28 protein-coding genes are annotated in these 21,859 nt (G+C 64.9%); 20 read left to right on the top strand and 8 right to left on the bottom strand.

The features are described 5' to 3' along the window. Positions 1-84: 84 nt before the first annotated feature. The 10 genes from JQ616_RS13635 (at position 85) to JQ616_RS13590 (ending at position 10,230) form a co-directional block, all read left to right on the top strand. The gene (locus JQ616_RS13635; protein WP_212015128.1) at positions 85-501 is read left to right on the top strand and encodes a hypothetical protein; all 417 of its coding nucleotides are present in this window, start codon (positions 85-87) and stop codon (positions 499-501) included. Between the two features lie 102 nt (positions 502-603). Next, positions 604-1,005: a FixH family protein gene (locus tag JQ616_RS13630; RefSeq protein ID WP_212015126.1), complete on the top strand. Its 402-nt coding sequence runs from the start codon at positions 604-606 to the stop codon at positions 1,003-1,005. Then, positions 1,002-2,450, top strand: a complete 1,449-nt coding sequence (locus JQ616_RS13625) for an efflux RND transporter periplasmic adaptor subunit (RefSeq protein WP_212015124.1) — start codon at positions 1,002-1,004, stop codon at positions 2,448-2,450. Before JQ616_RS13630 ends, JQ616_RS13625 begins: the two co-directional genes overlap by 4 nt. Next, positions 2,447-5,614, top strand: coding sequence for an efflux RND transporter permease subunit (locus JQ616_RS13620; protein ID WP_212015122.1), 3,168 nt, complete (start codon positions 2,447-2,449; stop codon positions 5,612-5,614). The genes JQ616_RS13625 and JQ616_RS13620 overlap by 4 nt, the downstream gene beginning before the upstream one ends. Positions 5,615-5,721: 107 nt before the next feature. Continuing rightward, the gene (locus tag JQ616_RS13615) at positions 5,722-6,195 is read left to right on the top strand and encodes a hypothetical protein (RefSeq protein ID WP_249136764.1); all 474 of its coding nucleotides are present in this window, start codon (positions 5,722-5,724) and stop codon (positions 6,193-6,195) included. A gap of 110 nt (positions 6,196-6,305) precedes the next feature. Then, positions 6,306-6,584 carry a hypothetical protein gene (locus JQ616_RS13610; RefSeq protein ID WP_433995964.1) on the top strand — a complete coding sequence of 93 codons (279 nt, stop codon included), beginning with the start codon at positions 6,306-6,308 and terminating at the stop codon, positions 6,582-6,584. Positions 6,585-6,593: 9 nt separating this feature from the next. Beyond that, complete coding sequence (locus JQ616_RS13605) at positions 6,594-8,015, top strand: TolC family protein (protein WP_212015120.1); 1,422 nt, start codon at positions 6,594-6,596, stop codon at positions 8,013-8,015. A gap of 12 nt (positions 8,016-8,027) precedes the next feature. Beyond that, positions 8,028-9,383 (top strand): multicopper oxidase family protein, encoded by a 1,356-nt coding sequence (locus JQ616_RS13600; protein ID WP_212015119.1) that lies wholly within the window; start codon positions 8,028-8,030, stop codon positions 9,381-9,383. A gap of 56 nt (positions 9,384-9,439) precedes the next feature. Next, positions 9,440-9,901: a cupredoxin domain-containing protein gene (locus JQ616_RS13595; RefSeq protein ID WP_249136761.1), complete on the top strand. Its 462-nt coding sequence runs from the start codon at positions 9,440-9,442 to the stop codon at positions 9,899-9,901. 26 nt (positions 9,902-9,927) lie between these two features. Beyond that, positions 9,928-10,230, top strand: coding sequence for a copper-binding protein (locus JQ616_RS13590; protein WP_212015117.1), 303 nt, complete (start codon positions 9,928-9,930; stop codon positions 10,228-10,230). 60 nt (positions 10,231-10,290) lie between these two features. Here JQ616_RS13590 and JQ616_RS13585 read toward each other — a convergent pair whose 3' ends face one another. Then, positions 10,291-10,515 carry a GDCCVxC domain-containing (seleno)protein gene (locus tag JQ616_RS13585; RefSeq protein ID WP_212015116.1) on the bottom strand — a complete coding sequence of 75 codons (225 nt, stop codon included), beginning with the start codon at positions 10,513-10,515 and terminating at the stop codon, positions 10,291-10,293. Positions 10,516-10,706: 191 nt separating this feature from the next. Between JQ616_RS13585 and JQ616_RS13580 the strand changes: the two genes are divergently transcribed. Together JQ616_RS13580 and JQ616_RS13575 are read left to right on the top strand one after the other, a co-directional pair. Next, entirely contained in the window at positions 10,707-10,976 is a 270-nt protein-coding gene (locus tag JQ616_RS13580; RefSeq protein ID WP_212015115.1) for a hypothetical protein, read from the top strand. Between the two features lie 220 nt (positions 10,977-11,196). Beyond that, positions 11,197-12,390 (top strand): MFS transporter, encoded by a 1,194-nt coding sequence (locus tag JQ616_RS13575; RefSeq protein WP_249136760.1) that lies wholly within the window; start codon positions 11,197-11,199, stop codon positions 12,388-12,390. Between the two features lie 61 nt (positions 12,391-12,451). Here JQ616_RS13575 and JQ616_RS13570 read toward each other — a convergent pair whose 3' ends face one another. Further along, the gene (locus JQ616_RS13570) at positions 12,452-12,997 is read right to left on the bottom strand and encodes a tetratricopeptide repeat protein (RefSeq protein ID WP_212015110.1); all 546 of its coding nucleotides are present in this window, start codon (positions 12,995-12,997) and stop codon (positions 12,452-12,454) included. Positions 12,998-13,283: 286 nt separating this feature from the next. On the opposite strand from JQ616_RS13570, the gene JQ616_RS13565 reads away from it, so the two are divergent. From JQ616_RS13565 to JQ616_RS13550, 4 genes are all read left to right on the top strand, one after another. Beyond that, positions 13,284-13,604, top strand: coding sequence for a His-rich protein BRANT (locus JQ616_RS13565; RefSeq protein ID WP_249136758.1), 321 nt, complete (start codon positions 13,284-13,286; stop codon positions 13,602-13,604). 228 nt (positions 13,605-13,832) lie between these two features. Further along, on the top strand, positions 13,833-14,273 hold the full coding sequence (locus JQ616_RS13560; protein ID WP_249136756.1) for a hypothetical protein: 441 nt from the start codon (positions 13,833-13,835) through the stop codon (positions 14,271-14,273). A gap of 280 nt (positions 14,274-14,553) precedes the next feature. Continuing rightward, positions 14,554-15,270 (top strand): outer membrane protein, encoded by a 717-nt coding sequence (locus JQ616_RS13555; protein WP_212015106.1) that lies wholly within the window; start codon positions 14,554-14,556, stop codon positions 15,268-15,270. Positions 15,271-15,475: 205 nt separating this feature from the next. Further along, on the top strand, positions 15,476-15,715 hold the full coding sequence (locus tag JQ616_RS13550) for a DUF6719 family protein (protein WP_212015104.1): 240 nt from the start codon (positions 15,476-15,478) through the stop codon (positions 15,713-15,715). Positions 15,716-15,776: 61 nt separating this feature from the next. On the opposite strand, the gene JQ616_RS13545 is transcribed toward JQ616_RS13550, so the two are convergent. After that, positions 15,777-16,028 carry a hypothetical protein gene (locus JQ616_RS13545; protein WP_212015102.1) on the bottom strand — a complete coding sequence of 84 codons (252 nt, stop codon included), beginning with the start codon at positions 16,026-16,028 and terminating at the stop codon, positions 15,777-15,779. A 501-nt stretch (positions 16,029-16,529) separates the two neighbouring features. Here JQ616_RS13545 and JQ616_RS13540 point away from each other — a divergent pair. The 3 genes from JQ616_RS13540 to JQ616_RS13530 all read left to right on the top strand — a co-directional run bounded on the left by JQ616_RS13540 (position 16,530) and on the right by JQ616_RS13530 (position 19,081). Then, complete coding sequence (locus tag JQ616_RS13540; RefSeq protein ID WP_249136754.1) at positions 16,530-16,898, top strand: hypothetical protein; 369 nt, start codon at positions 16,530-16,532, stop codon at positions 16,896-16,898. Beyond that, positions 16,895-17,743 carry an alpha/beta fold hydrolase gene (locus JQ616_RS13535; RefSeq protein WP_212015100.1) on the top strand — a complete coding sequence of 283 codons (849 nt, stop codon included), beginning with the start codon at positions 16,895-16,897 and terminating at the stop codon, positions 17,741-17,743. The genes JQ616_RS13540 and JQ616_RS13535 overlap by 4 nt, the downstream gene beginning before the upstream one ends. Positions 17,744-17,923: 180 nt before the next feature. Further along, positions 17,924-19,081 (top strand): DUF2652 domain-containing protein, encoded by a 1,158-nt coding sequence (locus tag JQ616_RS13530; protein ID WP_212015098.1) that lies wholly within the window; start codon positions 17,924-17,926, stop codon positions 19,079-19,081. Between the two features lie 33 nt (positions 19,082-19,114). On the opposite strand, the gene JQ616_RS13525 is transcribed toward JQ616_RS13530, so the two are convergent. From JQ616_RS13525 to JQ616_RS13510, 4 genes are all read right to left on the bottom strand, one after another. Continuing rightward, positions 19,115-19,669, bottom strand: a complete 555-nt coding sequence (locus JQ616_RS13525) for a hypothetical protein (protein ID WP_212016399.1) — start codon at positions 19,667-19,669, stop codon at positions 19,115-19,117. A gap of 401 nt (positions 19,670-20,070) precedes the next feature. Further along, entirely contained in the window at positions 20,071-20,268 is a 198-nt protein-coding gene (locus JQ616_RS13520) for a hypothetical protein (protein WP_212015097.1), read from the bottom strand. A gap of 49 nt (positions 20,269-20,317) precedes the next feature. Further along, entirely contained in the window at positions 20,318-20,497 is a 180-nt protein-coding gene (locus tag JQ616_RS13515; protein WP_212015096.1) for a hypothetical protein, read from the bottom strand. Positions 20,498-20,556: 59 nt separating this feature from the next. Next, positions 20,557-20,748 carry a hypothetical protein gene (locus tag JQ616_RS13510; protein WP_212015095.1) on the bottom strand — a complete coding sequence of 64 codons (192 nt, stop codon included), beginning with the start codon at positions 20,746-20,748 and terminating at the stop codon, positions 20,557-20,559. Between the two features lie 375 nt (positions 20,749-21,123). Here JQ616_RS13510 and JQ616_RS13505 point away from each other — a divergent pair, with 375 nt between their 5' ends. Next, positions 21,124-21,375 carry a hypothetical protein gene (locus JQ616_RS13505; protein WP_212015094.1) on the top strand — a complete coding sequence of 84 codons (252 nt, stop codon included), beginning with the start codon at positions 21,124-21,126 and terminating at the stop codon, positions 21,373-21,375. Positions 21,376-21,410: 35 nt separating this feature from the next. Here the strand turns inward: JQ616_RS13505 and JQ616_RS13500 are convergent, their stop codons facing one another. Beyond that, positions 21,411-21,671: a hypothetical protein gene (locus JQ616_RS13500; RefSeq protein ID WP_212015093.1), complete on the bottom strand. Its 261-nt coding sequence runs from the start codon at positions 21,669-21,671 to the stop codon at positions 21,411-21,413. Positions 21,672-21,859: the final 188 nt, after the last annotated feature.

Genomic DNA, 21,859 nt, shown 5'->3' with positions numbered 1-21,859 from the left:
ATTCGCCCTCTCGCGACATGCAGCTGGCGGGATCGTGAAGTCCGCCGCATTTGCAGGCAGCTCGGGAACATGCGACAAGTGGGCATGCATCTGAGGCGGCTCGCCAATCTCTGGATTCTGTTGCTGGTCACGGCCGGGCTGTTGCTCGCGCCCGTGGCGCCGGCGTTTGCCCGGATGATGCCCGATGCCTCGGCCGCCGCGATGCAGGCGATGCCCGGTCACGAAGCCATGTCGGACCACGTTATGTTCGATCAGGCCATGTCTGACCAGGCGATGGCGGAGAACATGCCGTGCTGTCCGGACCAGTCGAAGAGCAAGGGCTGCGAGGACTGTCCGTTCCTCGCACTCTGCATGCTGAGCATTCCGCTGCCGATTCCTGCCGGCACGGCGTCGCTGGTCAAGCGTGATCCGCAGCTCAGCAGATTTGCCGCGCGTGACGACCGCCTGCTCGACGATCTCGGCGCCAAGCCGCCCGATCATCCGCCTCGAACCCACGTCTGACAGGCGCTGAAAGCGCCTGATCGCTGACGCGTGCGCCTGACGGCGCGCGTGCCTTTGCATGCCGCTGACGCGGTTCATCAGACGTATCGAGGATCACAACCAATGAAGTCTTTGCAGCTTGCGCGCGCCGCTGCGGCCGCGCTGATCGGCGTTGCCGTAACGGCATTTCCCGCCCACGCCGAAATCAAGAACTACGAATTCCAGCTCGTGCAGCCGACGGTCAAGGCCGGCGCCGACCGCGTCGTCACGGTGCGGCTGGTCGACAAGGCCACCGGAAAGTCCGTGCCGGATGCGGTCATCTTCTCGACCCGGCTCGACATGGCGCCCGACGGTATGCAGGAGATGGCCACCAAGGTGACGCCGATGCCGGGCACCGAACCGGGCACGTATCGCTTCAAGGCGACCTTCGGCATGGCCGGCCGCTGGCAATTGTCACTCGGCGCCAAGGTGCAGGGCGAGACCGGCTCGGTCGAGAACAAGCTCGTCGTTACGGCCGAGAAATGAGCCGCCTCATCTGGGCCGGCGCTGCCGTTGCGATCGCCGCATCGGCAGGCGTCGCATGGACCGCTCGTGGCCTGTCGCCGCGACCGGCGACCGCTGCCATCGTCTCCGCCGCGCGTGCGGCGGAGAGCGCTGCGCCGATCTACTACCGCGATCCCGACGGCAAGCAGCTGTATTCGGCGACGCCGAAGCAGACGTCTGACGGACGCGATTATCTGCCGGTTTTCCCGGACGCCGACAAGGAAGCCGACGACGCCATGCAGCCGGCGGAGATGAAGGCCACCGCCGCGAAGAGCGAGCGCAAGGTCAAATATTATCGCAACCCGATGGGCCTTCCCGACACCTCGCCGGTGCCGAAGAAGGACTCCATGGGGATGGACTACATCCCCGTCTACGACGGTGAAGACAGCGATGACGGTTCGATCACGCTGTCATCGGGCAAGATCCAGCGCACCGGCGTCACGTCGGAAGCCACGGAAATGCGCCGCATCCGCACGCTGGTGCGGGCGCCCGGCACGATCCAGCTCGACGAACGTCGCGTCTCCGTCATTGCGATGCGCGCCGAGAGCTACGTGCAGGGCGTTGCGGACGTCACGACCGGAAGCCGGGTGACGAAGGGACAGCCGCTGATGGAGATCTACAGCCCGACGATCTCGTCTGCCGCGGCCGAATATGTCGCGACCATCAGCTCGAAGGCGACCGCCGGGATCGAGCCCTATGGGCGCGGCTCCAAGCAGCGGCTGACCAATCTCGACGTGCCTGAGCCGGTCATTGCCGAGATGGAGAAGAGCCGCACGGTCCCGATCGCGATCCAGTGGCTGTCGCCGCGCGACGGCATCGTCTTGCAGCGCGCCGCGATCGAGGGCATGCGCGCGCAGCCCGGCGACGTGCTGTTCCGGATCGCCGATGTGTCTGTCGTGTGGGCGCTGGTCGATGTCGCTGAGCGCGATCTCGGCAGCATCGTGGTCGGGCAGCAGGTCACGGTGCGTGCGCGGAGCTATCCGGGCCGCAGTTTCACCGGACGGATCAGCGTGATCTATCCGCAGGTCAACAAGGAGACGCGCACCGCGCGGGTGCGGATCGAGTTGCAGAACGCCGATCTCGCGCTGCTGCCGGACATGTATGTCGACGCCGAGATCGACACCGGCAGTGCGGCGCCGGTGCTCGCGGTGGCCGACAACGCCATCCTCGATACCGGGAGCCGCCAGACGGTGCTGCTCGATCGCGGTAACGGCCGGTTCGAGCCGCGCGAGGTGAAGCTCGGGCGCCGTGGCGAGGGCTATGTCGAAATCCGCGAGGGCATCGCCGAGGGCGATGCGGTCGTTACGTCGGCGAACTTCCTGATCGATGCCGAAAGCAATCTGAAGGCGGCGATCAAGGGCTTTGCCGAAGCCGGCACAAAGCAGGCGGCGGGCGAGGGCGGGATGACGATTGGAGGCAAGCCATGATCGCGCGCATCATCGCCTGGTCAGCGCGCAATCTGCTGCTGGTGCTGTTCGGCACCGGCTTTGCGGCGGCCGCCGGCCTCTACGCGTTGCTGCATCTGCCGCTCGATGCGATCCCCGATCTCTCCGACACCCAGGTGATCGTCTACACCGAATATCCCGGCCAGGTGCCGCAGGTGATCGAGGACCAGGTCACCTATCCCCTGACCACGGCGATGCTGACGGTGCCGAAGTCGAAGGTGGTGCGCGGATTCTCATTCTTCGGCGTCTCCTTTGTCTATGTCATCTTCGAGGACGGCACGGACATCTACTGGGCACGCTCGCGCGTGCTTGAATTCCTCAATGGCGCGGCGGCACGGTTACCTGCAGGCGTGTCGCCGACGATCGGTCCCGACGCGACCGGCGTCGGCTGGGTCTACCAGTATGCCGTGATGTCGAAGCAGCTCAATCTGGCTGATACCCGCACAATTCAGGACTGGAACCTGAAATTCGCGCTGGCCAGGGCGGAAGGCGTCGCCGAGGTCGCGAGCGTCGGCGGCTTCGTCAAGCAGTACAACGTGATCCTCGATCCGCAGCGCATGCGCGACCGCGGCATCACCATGCAGCGGATGCGCGATGCGATCCGCGCCAGCAACGCCGATGTCGGCGGCCGCACGGTCGAGCTCTCCGAGTTCGAATATGTGATCCGCGGCAAGGGCTATTTGAAGGACATCAACGACCTCGGCAATATCGTGCTGAAGGCCGACAACGGCACGCCGGTGCTGCTGCGCGACGTCGCCCGCGTCGAGCTCGGCCCTGACGAGCGGCGCGGCATCGCAGAGCTCAACGGCGAGGGCGAGGTGGCCAGCGGCATCGTGCTGCAGCGCTTCGGCGTCAACGCGCTCGACGTGATCGAGAACGTCAAGAAGCGCTTCAAGGAGATCGCGACCAGCCTGCCGAAATCGGTCGAGATCGTGCCGGTCTATGACCGCTCCAATTTGATCTATGCGGCGATCGAGACGCTGAAGCGCACGCTGTTCGAGGAGAGCGTCGTGGTGGCGCTGGTCTGCATCGTGTTCCTGCTGCATGTCCGCAGCGCGCTGGTCGCGATCCTGATGCTGCCGGTCGGCGTGCTGATGGCGTTCGGCGCGATGAAGTTTTTCGGCATCGGCTCCAACATCATGAGCCTCGGCGGCATCGCGATCGCGATCGGCGCCATGATCGATGCGGCGATCGTGATGATCGAGAACGCGCACAAGCATCTGGAGCGGGCCGAGCCCGGCCGGCCGCGGGTCGCGATCCTGATCGAGGCGGCGGCAGAGGTGGGGCCGGCGCTGTTCTTCAGCCTGCTGATCATCACCGTGTCGTTCATGCCGATCTTCACGCTGGAATCACAGGAGGGCCGGCTGTTCTCGCCGCTCGCATTCACCAAGACGTTCGCGATGGCGGCGGCGGCGCTGTTGTCGGTGACACTGGTGCCGGCGCTGATGGTGATCTTCGTCCGCGGCAGGATCATTCCCGAGCACAGGAATCCGATCAACCGCTTCCTGATCTGGATCTATCGTCCCGTCATCAACGGTGTGCTGCGAGCCAAGACGTTGGTGATCCTGCTCGCGTTCGGCGCCGTCGCCGCCACGGTCTGGCCGGCCCGGCAACTTGGTACCGAGTTCATGCCCGATCTCAACGAAGGCACGCTGCTCTATATGCCGACCACGCTGCCGGGGATTTCGGTGACCAAGGCCGCCGAGCTGTTGCAGATGCAGGATCGCATCATCAGGAGCTTTCCGGAGGTCGTCTCGGTCTACGGCAAGGCCGGCCGCGCAGCGACTGCGACCGATCCGGCGCCGTCGGAGATGTTCGAGACCGTCGTCAACCTCAAGCCGAAGGAGCAGTGGCGCGCCGGTCTTACGCTCGACGGCCTGATCGCCGAGATGGACAAGGCGCTGCAATTCCCCGGCGTCTCCAACGCCTGGACCATGCCGATCAAGGCGCGGATCGACATGCTGTCGACCGGGATCCGGACGCCGGTCGGCGTCAAGGTGATCGGCCCTGATCTTGCCGTGATCGACAAGCTCGCGCGCCAGGTCGAGCAGGTCGTGAAGGGCGTGCCCGGCACCTCGTCGGCCTATGCCGAGCGTAGTCTAGGTGGTTACTATCTGGAGATCACGCCGAACCGCGAGGCGTTGTCGCGCTACGGCATCGCGGTGCAGGACGTGCAGGACACGATCGCGACCGCGCTCGGCGGCCAAAGCGTAACCACGACGGTGGAAGGACGCCAGCGCTTCACCGTCAACATGCGCTATCCGCGCGACCTGCGCGACAATCCCGGCGCGATCGCGAGCGACATCCTCGTGCCGATGCCGGCGGGCGGCGCGGTGCCGCTCGGCGAGGTCGCCGATATCAAGCCCGGCCGCGGGCCGACCACGATCCGGACCGAGAACGGGCAGCTCGCGACCTATATCTATGTCGACATCCGCGATCGCGATCTCGGCGGCTATGTCGCGGATGCGCAGCGCGCGGTGCAGGCCGGCGTGCAGTTCCCACCCGGCACCTATGTGGTCTGGAGCGGGCAGTACGAATATCTCGAGCGCGCCACGGCGCGGCTGAAGATCGTGGTACCGGTGACGCTTCTGATCATCTTCCTCTTGCTCTATCTCAACTTCCGCTCGGTGGCGGAGACCATGATCGTGATGCTGTCGCTGCCGTTCGCGCTGGTCGGCGGGCTCTGGTTGATGTGGGCGCTCGGCTTCAATCTGTCGGTTGCGGTCGCGGTCGGCTTCATCGCGCTGGCCGGTGTCGCCGCCGAGACCGGCGTCGTGATGCTGATCTATCTCAACCACGCGCTGGCCGACATCACGGCGCGCCGTGCCGCCGAGGGACGCACCGTCGGCCCCGATGATCTCAATCTCGCGATCATCGAGGGTGCGGTCGAGCGGGTCCGGCCGAAGATGATGACGGTGGTCGCCATCATGGCCGGGCTGTTGCCGATCATGTGGAGCACCGGCACCGGTTCCGAGATCATGCAGCGCATCGCGGTGCCGATGATCGGCGGGATGATCTCGTCGACACTGCTGACGCTGATTGTGATTCCCGCGATCTTCGCCGTCGTGAAGGGCATCGAGCTCCGGGCGAAGGTACCGGAACGAGAGGCCGCTGTGGCCGTCGCGCGACAGCAAGCGCAGTTGTGAGCGGAACAGGGAACCTGCTTGCGATTTGGGCTGGATGAACGATACCCTAAGGGGGTATACGTGATGGCGCAGCAGGCTGATTTGCGGTTAGCTTGCCGCGCGGATGAATGGGAGCGATCAAGCGGGTGTTGGTGCGGTTGAACAGGCGAGGGCGGGTGCGGGCGGGATGTTCCATCATCCTGGCCTATCTGTTCTGCGTGCTCGCACCGTCGTTTGCGCTCGCGCTCGGAGCACCGTTTCCGTGCCTGACCGACGAGGTCCAGCCGGCCGTCGCGGAGCACATGCACGATGGCTCAATGCCGATGATGCATGCCGATGGCACTGCACACGATCATGCCGCCCACGATCACGGCGGCATGCATATGCATCACGCGGCCGATGGTGCACAACCCGCCAAGCACAGCCACGACGGCAAGACCATGCCGGGACCGTGCTGCGCCTTGATGTGCGTGTCGGCGCTGCCGGCCGATCTTCCCTCGGTCGCCGGTCCCTTGCACCCGATCGCGACCCGTCTCGCCGAGGTCATTCAGAGCCTGCGCAGCGAGGCGCCTGCGCGGCACTATCGTCCCCCCATCGCCTGATCCTGAGCTGACATCGTGGCTGCGCCGCGCGCTTGCGTGCGTAGGCCTGTGATTCATCCAGTGATCGGGACAGACCCATGTTTTCGCATCTCGGGGCGAGGCTCGCCGCCGTGGCCACCAGCTTTGGCTACCGGCGTGGCCGGCGCGCGCCACCCACATTCGTGCGGCGGATGGCCGCTGCCATGCTCGCGGCCGCGCCGCTTGCCGGCTGCATGGCCGACGGACCGCCGGTCGCCGTCGCAGGCGATCCCGCCAATCCGTCGGCGCGCACGGCCGGCGTCGGCTATCGCTCGACGATCGCGCCCTACGAGAGCCTGCGTCCGGCGACGCCGCTGCCCTGGCGTGAGCGCAATGACGGCGTGACGCCGCCAGCCAAACCGGACCGGTAGGAGGGCGCCATGCGACATCTGGCCATCGCGCCGATCCTGCTGCTGACATCTGCGCTCGCGGGCTGCGCTTCATTTTCTCCCGACACCGGCATGGGCGTCGTCTCCGAAGTGACGGAGAAGGCGATCGGCAAGGACGTCGCCTTCGTTCGCTCAGTGGACGAAGCCGCCACCGCCGACGCCGCGGTGAAGCGACTGCTGACGCGCAATTTGACGGCAGATGCCGCCGTGCAGGTCGCGTTGCTGAACAACAAGGGCTTGCAGGCGGCCTATAACGAGCTGGCGCTGGCGGAGACGGATCTCGTCGCCGACAGCCTGCCGCCGAACCCGACCTTCTCGGTCTCCCGCATCACCGGCAACGGTGCCAGCGAGGTCGAGCGCCAGGTGGTCGGCGACATCCTCGTGCTGGCGACGCTGCCGGTCCGCTCCGAGATCGCGCGCGAGCGTTTCCGGCAGGCGCAGCTCAAGGCCGCGCTCGCCACCCTGCGGCTCGCTGCCGAGGTGCGGCGCAGTCACGTGGCGGCGGTGGCGGCCAACGAGACGGTCGCGCTTTTGACCGACGCCAAGGCCACCGCCGAGTCGACCGCGCAGCTCGCCAAGAAGCTCGGTGAGACCGGTGGCATGAACAAGCTCGACCAGGCCCGCGAGCAGGTGTTCTACGCCGAGATCACCGCCGACCTCGCCAGCGCGCGGCAGAACGCGGCGAGCGCGCGCGAGCGGCTGGCGCGCCTGCTCGGATTGTGGGACGGCGATCTCGGCTTCCGGATTCCGAACCAGCTGCCGACACTGCCGAAGCGACCGCTCGAACAGCCGTCGATCGAGGTCGCCGCGGTCGGTCATCGCGTCGATTTGCAGATCGCGCGGATGGACATCGTCGCACTCGCCAAGGCGCTCGATCTCACCGAGGCGACGCGCTTCGTCACGCTGCTCGACGTCGCCGGCATCGACAGACGGACGCAGGATCCCGAAGGCCCGCCGTTCAAGGAGCGCGGCTTCGACGTCCAGTTCCAGATTCCGATCTTCGACGGCGGCGAGGTGCGCGTCCGGCAGGCGGTCGAGACCTACCGGCAGGCGATGAACCGCCTGACCGAGAAGGCGATCAACGTCCGCTCCGAGGCGCGCGACGCCTACCGCGTCTACCGCTCGACCTACGACATCGCGCGCCACTACCAGCGCGAGGTGCTGCCGCTGCGGCAGATCATCACCGAGGAGATGCAGCTGCGCTTCTCCAGCATGCAGGTCGACGTGTTCGCGCTGCTGACCGAAGCGCGGCAGCGGCTCGCCTCGCTGCGCGCGGCGATCGACGCCAAACGCGACTTCTGGCTGGCGCAATCCGATCTGCAAACCGCGATCAACGGCGGCGGCTCGGCCGGCGCGCCATCGACACCATCTTCCGTCGCTTCGGCCGCACCGGCGGCTGGCGGCGATCATTAAGGGAGACAGCTGATGTTCTCACGACGTGGATTCCTGGGCAGCGCGGCGCTGGTGACAGCGAGCGCAGTCAGCGGCCGGGTGCAGGCCGCCGCGATTCCCGAAGCACCGACCATGGACAAGGCGGTGATGCAGCCGCCGCTGCATCCGACCAGCGGGCCGGACTATCGGCCGGTCGTCACGCTCAACGGCTGGTCGCTGCCGTGGCGGATGAATGGCGACTGGAAGGAATTCCATCTCGTCGCCGAGCCCGTGGTGCGCGAATTCGCCGACGGCATGAAGGCCAATCTGTGGGGCTACAATGGCCAGGCGCCGGGCCCGACCATCGAAGCGGTGGAGGGCGACAAGGTCCGCATCTTCGTCACCAACAAATTGCCTGAACACACCACGGTGCACTGGCACGGCATGATCGTGCCCGCAGGCATGGACGGCGTCGGCGGCCTGAACCAGCCGCACATCAAGCCGGGCAAGACCTTCGTCTACGAGTTCGAGCTGAAGCATAGCGGGACCTTCATGTATCACCCGCATTCCGACGAGATGGTGCAAATGGCGATGGGGATGATGGGCATGTTCATCGTGCATCCGCGCGATCCGGCGTTCCGCCCGGTCGACCGCGATTTCGTCTTCATCATGAGCAGCTACCTGATCGACCCCGGCACGTACCTGCCGAAGGTCAACGAGATGACCGACTTCAACATGTGGACCTGGAACAGCCGGGTCTATCCGGGCATCGATCCGATGCCGATCCGGCTCGGCGACAGGATCCGGGTGCGGATCGGTAATCTGACGATGACCAACCATCCGATCCATGTGCACGGGCATAATTTCAAGGTGACGTGCACCGACGGCGGCTGGGTGCCGGAGAGCGCGCAATATCCGGAGACAACGACCGACGTGCCGGTCGGTGCGGTCAGGGCCTTCGACATGCTCGCCGACAATCCCGGCGACTGGGCGTTCCACTGCCACAAGTCGCACCACACCATGAACGCGATGGGCCACGACGTCAGGAATTTCATCGGCGTGTCGCGGCAGGATCTGGCGAAGGCGGTCGGCAAGCTCGCGCCCGACGCGATGGTGATGGGGTCGACCGGGATGGCGATGGGCAACATGGAGATGCCCGCGCCTGACAACACGCTGCCGATGATGACCGGCACGGGCCAGTTCGGCCCGATCGAAATGGGCGGCATGTTCACAGTGATGAAGATCCGCGAAGGGCTTGGCCGCGACGATTACAGCGATCCCGGTCCCTACAATTATCCGCCGGGCACCGTTGCCTATGAAGTCGACGCGCCGGCCGCCGAGCCCGCGCGGCAGCGGCCGGCCGCGCCTGAACCAAAAGCCAAGCCATCGATGAAGGGAATGAAGATGTAGCGGATCAACACGCCATCCGACGACAAGCACGCATCAAACACCAAATGGAGAATCCAATGAACCGCCGCATGACGATCGGCATCGCGCTCCTTGCGCTGTCGATCAGCGCCGCGCCGTCGCGCGCTCACGAAAAACACGATCACCAATCCTATTCGGCGGGCGAGCCCGGCGATCCCAGCAAGCCGTCGCGCACGGTCGAGGTCGAGATGAAGGAGATGGAGTTCACGCCGTTCCGCATCGAGGTCAATCGCGGCGAACAAATCCGCTTCGTGATCAAGAACGCCGGCACCGAGGATCACGAATTCCTGCTCGCGACCACGGAGGAGAATTTGAAGCATGCGGAGGTGATGAAGAAGCACCCGCATATGGAGCACGACGATCCGAACGGCGTGCGCGTGGCGCCGAAGAAGAGCGCGGAGATCGTCTGGAAGTTCACCAAGGCCGGGACGTTCGAATATTCCTGCCTGATCCCCGATCACCGCGAATACGGGATGACCGGCCGCGTCATCGTGAAATGAAACGGACAACGAGAAGGACGACAACGATGAACAGGATGATCCGGATTGCAGGCGCTGCCGCCGTCGCGCTGGCGCTGACACTTGGCGGGACGTTCGCGCAGGCCGCAGCGATCAATGGCGAGGTCAAGAAGATCGACGAGGGCACGGGCAAGATCACGCTCAAGCACGGCCCGGCCAAAAGCCTCGGCATGGATGAGCCGATGACCATGGTCTACCGGGTCAAGGATCCCGCGCTGCTCAAGCAGGTGAAGGTCGGCGACAAGGTCAAGTTCGAAGCCCAGGAGGGCGACGGCGGTTACACCGTCACCGCGATCCAGAAGACGAAGTGAGGCGATGACCGGCGTCGCGGCGTTCGGCGCGCGATGCCGGTCGCGCCGTTCGTCAGCCGATCATTGGCCGCCACACGCGGCATCGCCGCAGCATTTTCCGTCCGCCTGGACCGGAGGGCAGGGCACCGAGCCATAGGAGCAGAACACGCAGCAATCGCCGGACCTGGGCTTGAGGCGAATGCCGCATCCCGCGCAGTCGTAGAAGAACTGGCAGGCGTCGGGCGGCATGGTCTCGGCCTTGGCGAAGCCGCAGGCCGGGCAGGTCAGGGTGGAGACAAGCTGCATGTTGTTTTCGTAGGCTCCGGTTGGGGCCGTCCCCGCGGGAGCGATCATATCCGGCGGGACGGTAATCGCGCCGGCCCAAGCCTTCGGCGGCGACGGATGTTAACTCTATCACGCCGGCGCTGCCCCGGCGTTGGAACGCGATCGGTACTGGCGCGTTGCAGTGCATAGTTGATGTGCAGAAAGCCCCCTCCATGACGGTCAACGCGGCGATACTGATGGCGGCTCTGGTGCTATCGGGGACCGTGTTGGCGCAGAGCTCCGGTCCTTCGGCCGGCACCGGGCAGGCGGCCCAACTCACCACCACCGGCCAGGCGCTGAACGACACGAGGAAGACAAGCGAGGGCGGGCCGCCGATCGAGCGGGCCGCGCGCCCGGCAAAGCCGGGGGACACCGCCAATGGCGGCACGGTCGGCGCGAGCCGCCCGCAAAAGCCGGACCGGCGCCTTGAGCACTACCCGTAACTTTCTGCAACTGTTCGTATTCTTTGGATTTCTTCTTGGGGATTTAACTGCTCCCGAAGCGGCTCGATGAGCCGCTGTCTTGATCCCGTCATGCCAGGTCGGTTAGCCCAGCGTTCTGGTTGAATGCGATGGACAGGTCATGGCCGGGAAGAGCCGGGCGGAGTTTCTTGGGCAGTTTCCTGGGCAGTTTCTTGGGCGATTTCTTCGGCGGTTTCTTGGGATGGACCGGCAGATCGCCGGCGTGCTGCTCGTCCTTGCGGTCGCGCAGATCGTCGGCTGGGGCACCCTCGGCCTGCCGGCGATTGCCGGCCACCGGATTGCGGCCGACCTCCATTTCTCGCTGCCGATGGTGTTCGGCGGTACGTCGACGCTCTACGTGACCATGGGCCTGTGCGGGCCGCTGCTGGCGGAACCGTTCCGGAGGGTCGGCGCGCGGCGGGTGATGATGATCGGCAGCGCGGTGGCCGCGCTCGGTTTCGTCGCTCTCGCCTGTGCGCATGAGGCGGCGGGCTACTTCATCGCCTGGACGATGCTCGGGATGGCCGGAAGCGCGGCGCTGAGCACGGCCGCCTACATCATGCTGAACGAGGTCGCCGGGCGGAACGCGAAGGGTGCGATCGGCGCGCTGATGCTGGTCACCGGGCTTTCCAGCAGCATCTTCTGGCCGACCACCGCGTTCCTCGCCGAGGCCCTGGGCTGGCGCGGGACCTGTTTGATCTATGCGGCGGCGATGCTGCTGATCTGCCTGCCGCTCTACACGTTCGGACTGCCGCGCCGTGTGGCCAATGAGGCCGAGACTGCATCGGTGTCGGACAGCGCGGCGGCAACGCCGTCGCCGGGCAGGGGCACGTTCGTTCTGGTGGTCGCGGCGATCGCGCTCAACGCCTTTGTCAGCTTCGGCTTCAGCGCGGTGCTGGTCGAACTGTTGAAGGCGCAGGGGCTGTCGGCGGCCGAGGCGGTCGCGTTCGGCTCGACGCTCGGCATCGTGCAGGTGTCGGCGCGCGCGATCGACTTCCTCGGCGGCGGCCGCTGGGATGGCATCACGACCGGGCTCGTCGCCGGCACGCTGCTGCCTGTCGCGATGCTGATCCTGATCGTCGGCCACGGCAGCTACGCGGCGATTGCGGCCTTCATCCTGATCTACGGTCTCGGCAGCGGCGCGCTTGCGGTGGCGCGGGCGACGATCCCGCTGGTGTTCTACGACAAGAGCGCATTCGCCAAGGCGACCTCGCATATCGCGCTGCCGCTCAACCTGATCTCGGCGGCCTCGCCGCCGGCGCTCGCCTATCTGCTGACCCGGTTCGGCAGCAACGCCGTGCTGGAGCTCGCGTTCGCCTGCTCGGTCGGCGCGCTGGTGATGCTCGCCATTCTCGGCCGCCGAAGGCGCGAGGTCGGGATCGCCGCAATGTCGTAGTGAAAAGCCGGCGCGGTCGTCGTGACCACGCCGGCTCGATGCAGGAGACGGTTGCCTTGGCTCAGTAGACCAGGCCGGTGCCCGGGGGCTTCTCCAGCGCTGCGGCGAGCGAGCGGTACTCGTCGCTGTTGGTGCCGGCGAGCTGGGCGATGCGGTTCAGGTGATACTGCGCCTGGTCGCGGTTGCCCTGTTCGACCTGCCAGAGGCCGTAATATTGCCAGGTGCGCACATGGGCCGGGTCGGCCTTCAGCGCCCGCTCGTACCAGACCTGCGAGACCTTGTAGTCGCCGAGCTTGCGATAGGAGTAGCCGATCAGATTGGCGACATCGGCACGGTCGTCCTGGCCGAGCGCCTTCAGCTGCTCGATCGCGGCGGTGTAATCGTGCTTGTCGTAGATCGTCGTATAGGCGGCGCGATAGCCGGCCAGGAACTTCTGATCGTCGATCGCGGAGCTCTTGTCCTTCTTGGCCTTCTTACCCTTGTTGCCGCTGTCGGAAGCCGGCGGCGAGGGATTGTCGCTGCCCGCGGCGTAGGCCGAGATGACCGGCGCGGCGGCGAGGGTCATCGAGAGCACTGCGAGGCCCAAAAACTTCGTCGTCTTGCTCATTCCTGGTTGCTCCTGATCGTTCCAGATCGTGCTCGGTAATCCTACACCGAAGCCTGATGACTTGAACACCCAAGGGTGCAGAACATTCCCGGCCGAATCCACGATTGCGTGATGTCAGCGCGTAGCGGGCCGCGCCGGCAACATGACCAAGATGTCATTCACATGAATGAATTCCGTCCATGCCCTTCAGAACGGGTTCAGTGCGCGGCCCCTAAGGTCACGTGCATTGATCGGTGAGGCCGACCATCCGGCCGGAAACCTCTCGATCCCGACGAGGAGGACCACCATGTTGAAGACGATTTCCGCAGCGCTGCTCGCCATGTCCGTGATCGCAGCGCCCGCGCTCGCCGCCGAAACCGGCAAGACCGCAACGCCCGCACCGGTCACCACGACCGCCCCGGCGACCAAGGCTGCCCCGGTCGTCAAGAGCGAGCAGTTGCCCGCGAAGGTGCGCAATGCCAACGCGAAGATGCACCACAAGCACTATCGCCATCACCACCACCACAAGCACATGGGCATGCTGAAGGTGAAGTCGCCGAAGCATGCGTCCAAGCACGTCTCGGCCAAGGTCGCCACCAAGCACGTCGTGCCGGCCAAGCGCGGCTGATCAGCGCGACTGAGCCTGATCCGAGGGACGTAGTTCGATCCACATTGCCCCGCTGCTTCCCTTTGGATGCAGAACCGGCCCGCTTGTCCATTGCTTCCCCAATGGCGGCGGGTCGGAGTGCGTCCGGGCATTGGCTGAGACCCGTACGGCGACCATTGCAGCCCGGCAATAACCGAGTTGCGAATTCCCTTCCGCCGCCCGGCGGTTTATGAGACCCGCCGGGGACCCATGAAACAGCTGACTTTGCGGACTTCATCAATACTGGCGGCGGTCTTGCTGCTTTCGATCCCGCTTGCCGGCTGCCTTACCAGCGACGATGGCGACGGGCCGACCACCTTCACCGATGATCGCGGCGTCGCCAACCAGCCATTCCCGGACCGCTACCGCGACCAGATCCTCGCCTTCATGCGAACCTATCTGAACAACCCGGTCGGGGTCCGGGAGGCGGCGATTGCCGATCCGGCGCAGCGCACGGTCGGCGGCCGGCTGCGCTACGTGGTGTGCCTGCGCTACAGCGCGAAGGAGACCGACGGCAATTACCGGCCGGCCCGCGAGCGCGGCGTCATGTTCGTCGACGGCCGGCTCGACCGCATCCTCGACAATCCCGCCGAACAGTGCGCCGGCGCGTCCTACGCGGCGTTTCCCGAGCTGGAAAAGTTGACGCGCTGAAGCGCGCGCGGCGGCTTGTCGCAGCCCTGACCAGATCCTTAGCGAACTCCGATCACTTTTCGCGGAGCATTGAACTTCAACTTAGCCGTTTGCGACTTACATGCAGCCGAAATGCGGCTGCTTAACCGGTGAAAAAACCTTCTGTGCCAAGGAACAAACGGGCGTTGTTGCGACCTCGTCACAGCTTGGAAACATCACAGGTCCGGCATTGCCCCAAAGCAACCTAATTGGCGTCACGTTGTTTGGTTTAACAGCGCAGCGTTCGTAACGGGGATCAGAGATGAAGAAGTTTTTGCTCGGCACAGTCGCGCTGGCCGCCTTTGCGGGCCCGGCGTTTGCGGCTGACATGCCGGCCCGCACCTATACCAAGGCACCGCCGCCCTATACCGCACCGGCGCTGGTCTACAACTGGACCGGCTTCTACATCGGCGGCCATGTCGGCGGCGCGTTCACCGACGGCAACAATCTGATGGGCAGCGACGCGCGCTTCATGGGCGGCGTGCAGGGCGGCTTCGACTATCAGTTCGCCCCCAACTGGGTGATGGGTATCGAGGCGCAGTACTCCTGGCTGCCGAGCTCCTCGAACAATGGCCTGACGTTCCCCGCCGGAACCGTCGTGACCGGCAATTCCGACCAGCTCGGTTCGGTGACCGGCCGGCTCGGCTACACTTGGGGGCCGGCGCTGCTCTACGCCAAGGGCGGTTATGCCTGGCGCGACAATAACAACATCACGGCCTCGGTCGGCGGCGTGCCGACGGCCTTCACCACCGATGGCGGCCACAAGGACGGCTACACGGTCGGCGCCGGCCTCGAATACATGTTCGCCCCGAACTGGTCGGCGAAGGCCGAGTACCAGTATTACAATTTCGGCAAGACCACCTTCACCAGCGGTCCGGCCGACATCGTCGGCGCGAGCTTCCGGAACGACGAACATACCGTCAAGCTCGGGGTCAACTACCGCTTCGGCTGGGGCGGCCCGGTCGGCTCCCGCTACTGATCGTCGTCGTTTAGAGATCGATATCGAAAGGCCGGCCTTCGGGTCGGCCTTTTTTGTTAGCCGGACGTTTTTGTTGGCCTGACGTTTGCTTGTTCAGCCGGTATTCACGCCTGATCGTGCAATGCAAAAAATAATTCCTGCATTGCACGGAACTTTCATCGTGATGCGTTATTATGGGAACGCTAGGGCTGGTGGACAAACAAACATGCGTAGTTTTGCGTTAGGGCTGATCCTCTCTGCGGTCGTTGCACCGTGCGTTGCCCAGACCGTCCTTAAATCCGAACCCTTGTCGCTCGCGCCCTATGAGGTCGTGCTGGTGCAGGATGCGTCCTGCACGGCCGGCAAGGTGCTCAAGGTGACGGGTGCGATCCGGGGTCTGCATCGGCGGAAGATTTGCGTGTCGCTCGCAGCCGAACAGGCCTCGCTGGCGACGGCGACACCGTAGGCAATACCGACCGCGTTTTCGGCATCCGGCCCGCCATGCGCCGCCGGCCGGAGCCGCATCGCTAGTTCAACCGCGGCTCCAGGCGCGCTTCCCGATCGGCATCGGCCTTGTTCTTGACCGGATCCTCGTCAGGCTCGAGCTGGCAGGCCCGGATCTCGTAATCATTGTCGAGCACCGGGCGAGGCGAGGACTTCTCCTCTTCCGAGATGGCATCGACCACCAGTCCGGATTTCCTGGCGAGCGTCCAGACATCGGCCTCGGTTGGATACGCCTTGCTCAGCTTGGCGTCTTGATAGAACAGCGCGTACGGCATTCGTCGTTTCCCCAAACAACCCACGACAACGCCAAGGCCCGTCCCGGGTTTCAGCCGATAACGCTGTTCCGATCACGGAACCGTGAGCGGCGATCCGGGCAAGCATCTGAAAATATGAGTCATTTCGGGCCTTTGGCCGAAGGGCCTGAGTCCTTAATGAGCGGTAAACCCCGGAAAAAAGAATCCCCGGGACTCTCCGGGTAGAATCGCCGGATGCTCCGACCCATGAGAGCGATCCTTCAGACCCCCGATGAACGCGTGCAGCTCGCGCTAGCGGTCGCGCTGCTCGCAGCCTGCGCCGCGAACGTGGCGCTGGTCTGGTCCTGGCTTTAGGGGATCTGGCTCTCGATTTCCCGGCTCTAGCCAAAATCCGTATGTGGCGGCCCGCGCGAAAACGCCGTGGCCGCGCGACGCCGGCGCCGATTGACGGCACCCGCATTCCTTCCATCATTGCACGCAGAACAAGCCGCCGCAGAACGGCGGCCGTCGGGGAGAGCAAGCATGATCGAAACGCTGCAGGAACGGGTCAATAGCGACGCTGGCCTGGTGCGGCGTGGCCGCTTCCTCACCACGACATTCCTTCTCGAGGTCGGCAAGGCCGCCTGGCTGATCGCGATCCATGACGGCCGCATCGTGTCGGTGACCAAGGGTCCGTTCGTGATGCCGTCATCGTCGTTCGCGCTGCGCACCTCGGACGAGGAGTGGGACAAGTTCTGCGAGACGCGGCCGCCGCCGGGCTCCAACGACCTGATGGCGCTGATCAAGCGCCGCGTGCTGAAGGCCGAAGGCGACCTTCAGATCTTCATGGCGAACCTGCGTTACTTCAAGGAGGCGCTCGGCAAGCTGCGCGGCGAGGGAGCCGCGGCATGAGCGCCAAATTCGAACCGATCGTCGGCCGCTACATGCAACTCGAACTGTCCGGCCGGGCACACCGCGTCTATGTCGAGGAAGCGGGCGAGGGTACGCCGCTGCTCTGCCTGCACACCGCGGGCGCCGACGGGCGGCAATATCGCGGCCTGATGAACGATGTCAGCATCACCCGCAATCATCGCGTCATCGCCTTCGACATGCCCTGGCACGGCAAGTCGTCGCCGCCGCAAGGCTGGCACGACGAGGAATACCAGCTGACCTCGGCGCAATACACCGCGATGATCCTCGCCGTGATCGACGCGCTCGAGCTCGACAGACCGATCGTGATCGGCTGCTCGATCGGCGGGCGGATCGCTCTGCATCTCGCGCTCGAGCATCCCGAGCGCTTCCGCGCCATCATCGGCCTGCAGGCCGGCGCGCATGTCGATCCCTATTATGACCTGAACTTCCTGCACCGGCCGGACGTCCATGGCGGCGAGGTCGCGGCCGCCATCGTCTCGGGCCTTGTCGGGCCCGACGCGCCCGACAAGGAGAAGTGGGAGACGCTCTGGCACTACATGCAGAGCGGGCCCGGCGTGTTCAAGGGCGACCTCTATTTCTACAAGATCGACGGCGACATCCGCGCCCGCGTCGCCGAGATCGACACCAAACGTTGCCCGCTGTTCCTGCTGTCCGGCGAATACGACTATTCCTGCACGCCGGAAGAAACGCTGGCCGTGGCGAACAGCATCGCCGGAGCCGAGGCCACCATCATGAAAGGCCTCGGCCATTTCCCGATGAGCGAGAACCCCGGCGAGTTCTTGAAGTATCTGCTGCCGGTGCTGGAGAAGATCGGCGGCCGCTGACTTTGGCTCCGGGTCGTCCTCCGTCATGGCCGGGACGAGCCAGGACATGACGAGGTCGTGGTGCAGGGCGGTGTGCTATTTACCTGAGCGCGGCGGCTTGTTGTAGTCGCGGATCGCGAGAGGGTGTGACAAACTGCGCATCCATGGGATTGGCGTGAACCGGTTGCGCTGGAGGTCTCGATGCTTCCGAAAGCTGAAGCCGCATATTTCGCGATTGCCGACATCTCCGGCTACACCAACTTCCTCGCGGCGGTCGAGCTCGACCATGCGCAGGATATCATCGCCGATTTCATGGATGTGGTGGTGAAGGGGCTGCGCCCGCCATTTCGCCTCGCCAAGTTCGAGGGCGACGCCGCGTTCGTCTACTCGACTGGGACAGTCGACGGCTCGCTGCTGCAGGACGCGATCGAGGGCGCCTATTTCAAATTCCGCCGGCGGCTGCGCGACATCCGCCAGGCCTCGACCTGCGAGTGCAAGGCCTGCGTCGCGATGGGCGATCTCGATTTCAAATTCGTGATCCATCACGGCGAGATGGTGAAGCAGAAGATGGGCGGCAGGGAGGAGCTCGCCGGGCGCGACGTCATCCTGGTCCATCGGCTGCTCAAGAACAGTGTTGGCGAAAAACTCGGCGGCCGCGCCTACGCGCTCTACAGCGATGCGGCGATCCGCGCCATGGGCGTCGATCCGGTGGCGCAAGGGTTGATCCCGCATCAAGAGACCATCGACATCATTGGCGACGTGACGCTGTGGGCGCGCGATCTCGAAGCGGCGTGGCAGCAGGATGACGCGCAGGTCCGGATGGAGGTGACGCGCGACGACGCCTACGCGATCCTGGAGTTCGACATCGCCGCGCCCCCGCAGACGGTGTGGGAGTTCATCACCGTGCCCGGGCAATGGCAGAAGTGGTGGGACGCCGACGACATCGTCGAGGAGTCGGGCAAGGGGCGCCGTGGGGTCGGCACCAAAAATCATTGCGCCCACGGCAGCCATACCAATGTCGAGGAAACGCTCGACTGGCGCCCGGTCGATTACTTCACGGTCGGCATCACGCTGCCGGTGCCCGGCGCGCCGCGCATCATCATGACCCGGGCCGTTCTGGAACGCCCGGACGGGACGTCGCGTTTCGAGCTGCGGATCGCCAAGCCGAAGCCGAAGGACAAGGCATTCCTCGATGGCGCCGCCGTCAAATTCGGCGAACGCATGACCCAGGCGATGGCGAGCTTGCGATCGATGGCGGAAGGCAGGCAGCCGGCCGGTGATGCCATGGAGGAGCCGGCGCTGGCGCGACCAAGCGGGCGCTTTCTGACCGAGCCGGTGAAATCCGGCGCGCGGGGCTAAAGCCAGCAGACGGTGCGGAGAAAGGGGCTCCGGTTACTTGCCGGAGCGCGGCAGCTCGCTGTTGTCGCGGATCGCAGCGCGGACCTTGGCCATCGTCGTGGTGCAGTATTCCTCGCGCTCTTTGAGGAAACGCTGCTGCTGGGCGCGGAAATTGGCAACCCGTTCCCGCACCTCGGATCCGAAGTCGCCGCTGATGTCGAGTTTGGCAAATTGCGGCGGCTGCGCCGGGGGTGGCGGCACCTCGACGACTGTCACCGCCAAGGGCGGCGGTGTGGCGGGCAGGCCCTCGAGCACGGTCGGCACCGGAAGCGGGGGCGGCATCACCATCCGAGTCTCGGCCGCAGGCTTGATCTCCAGGGCGGGCTTGATCTCCAAGGCGGCCTGCATCTCCAGGAGGGCTTTGTCGTCCAGTACGGGTTTAGCCTCGGTCACGGCTGCCGGGGTGGCGGGCAGCGGGGCAGGCGCCGGTGGCGCGGCCGTCCGTGCGGCAGGCGTCGGCAGCTCGGCGTCGGGCAGCTTGCCCTTCACCGATTGTACGAAAGCCATTGTCTGCGCGATCAGGAGATCGCGTTCCTTCATCCACTTCATGGCGCACCTTGAGCGCGCGGATTCCAGCAAAGCAACCGCCCGGAATCAAGCGCTCGCCATCATGATGGTTGACGAAGACGCCTGTTTCACAGGTGCGGTGACATAATTGTGACAATTGGGGGGTGCGTAGGGCGGTCCGTGCCGGCGGGGGGTGGTGTTCGGGGCGAACCGGGTACCGACGGTCGGGGCCGGGGTCGGATGGCGATCGGTGCCTGATTCGCGGCCAGCCGGAGTTCGGCGTTCGCCGCAGATTGCGGTTGGCTTCGCGGACTCTCGTGCGAGGAAAATCGCGCGAGAGTGCATAACGTTCCGAGCAAATCCTCAGGCGTTTTCGCCGGAATTCGGCCGCCGCTTAAGGCCTTGCATCAAGCGGTGGTCGGCGGAGCCATGGCGCGTCCTGATCAGAAGATGAGCCAGCCCAACGGGACCAGGATCGCGGCGGTGATGGCGAAGCCAAGCGCGAGGCGGCCGATCTTGTGAAGGGTCGATATCTGCGACGGGTCGCGATGCGGCTGCCGATCCAGCCATCGGCCGATCCACCGGATCGGCCAGCCCAAAATCGACGCGAGCAGGAAAAGGATGCCGTCGAGAGCTTCCAAGCTTGTCCCTGACGCGTGAACTTGCTGACCGCTGACGGAACAGGGCGGCCTAGTGGGTCACCTGGGCAGCCAGGCCCGGCTCGGTGCTGCGCGCTTCGATCAGGTCGGCGTAGCGGCCATACTCCTCGGCCATCTCGAGCAGCTTCTCGCGCACCGCGGCATCGGTGACCTGGCGGGCCAGCCGTCGCGCCTGGTCGGACTGGAAGCGGTAATGTGCTGTGTCGGACATGGTAGGCTCCTCACACATGTGTAAGGGCCATCCGACAAAGGTTCACCGAAGGACGTGGTTCATTGCAGGGTCTGGGACGACCGATCGGTCAGCGTGCCGGGGACTGCATCGCCGGCCTTGTCCTCGCGGACCTCGACCTCGAACCATCCCATCTCCTTCAGCTCGCGCGCCTTCTTCTCGGCCGCGTCTTCGCTGTCGCGCTTCAACACGATCTGGCTGGTGCCGTCCCGGGCAAGGATCAAATAGGTCATTGGCTGATGTCCCATCCGACATTCTGCATACCCCGTTTTGGGTTGCAAGAACAGCAGCAAGGTGCGGGATGGGTGATGCTACGGGAAGGATCCCACGATTCCTGCCAGTGAGCCGGACGGTGGGCGCGACCCTGGAACAGAGGTTGCGCAACGGGACAATTCGTCGTGGCGCAGGCCGTGACCCATTACGCGCTCGACGTGGCATGGCATGCAGTGCAGCTGCGCGATCGATGATGTGAAGCATCTGCTGAATACCGGAATAATACGGTTCTCTCTGTACTTGTGGGCAATCAAGCGAAGCGCTTTGATTGAATCGCAACGACGTGTTCGGATTGGACCTGGGGACGACGCACGGCGTGAGCCACAAGAAACCGCGTGAGCCACAAGAATCTGGATGGAGGACTCGATGCCCAGGCACTTCGGTTTGAAGGCAATATCGGCCGCAGGACGGTCGGCGTTCACGGGATCATCAAGAGATTTGCAGCAGCGGACTGCGTCGGCGTCTGCATCGAAGAATCTGGTGCCGGACGTCTCACCGGTGTCAAAGCAGGCTTCGCCGGATTCGGAGCTGCCGTATTCGCCTGCGAGCTGGCGCGGCTGCCGCGGCCGGCGGTCGATCTCGGCTGACTGAAGATCAGCGCGCGAGGCCTGGCTGGCCAGTGTTATGGCGGGGACGGTTCGTGCTTGTTCTCGCGCTTGAAGTCCATGCGCTCGATGCGTTCATCGATCAGTCGATTCAGCCGCTCGTCCTGCAGCGTGTCCTTCCTAAACAGCCCGCCATGGAGGCGATAGGCCAGCAGGAGCAGGACAACAGCACCACCCACGAGATAGTAGGACCAGTCCATCGTCGTCAGAACCGCGCCTTGGCGGCCTCTGTTGCCGCGATGGAGCGAGCTTAGGGCGGTTTGCGGCGCCTTGTCCAACGCGATCCTCGGCCGCGGCGGCCGAACATGTTTCGAAACATCAATGGGATGTGACAACAGTGCGACACGGTCACTGTGCGACGGCGGCCGGCCGGCATCAGCCCCAGAGCATGATCCGGAAAAGTGCGAAGCGGCTTTCCGAAAAGATCAGGCTCAGACGACAAGCTAAAGCGCGATGACGATCAACT

Origin of the sequence: Bradyrhizobium tropiciagri (genome assembly GCF_018130545.1) — a bacterium.
GTDB classification, from domain to species: Bacteria; Pseudomonadota; Alphaproteobacteria; order Rhizobiales; family Xanthobacteraceae; genus Bradyrhizobium; species Bradyrhizobium tropiciagri_A.
Note: the sequence above shows the minus strand (reverse complement) of the source record. Positions and strands in the feature narration are given on the sequence as shown.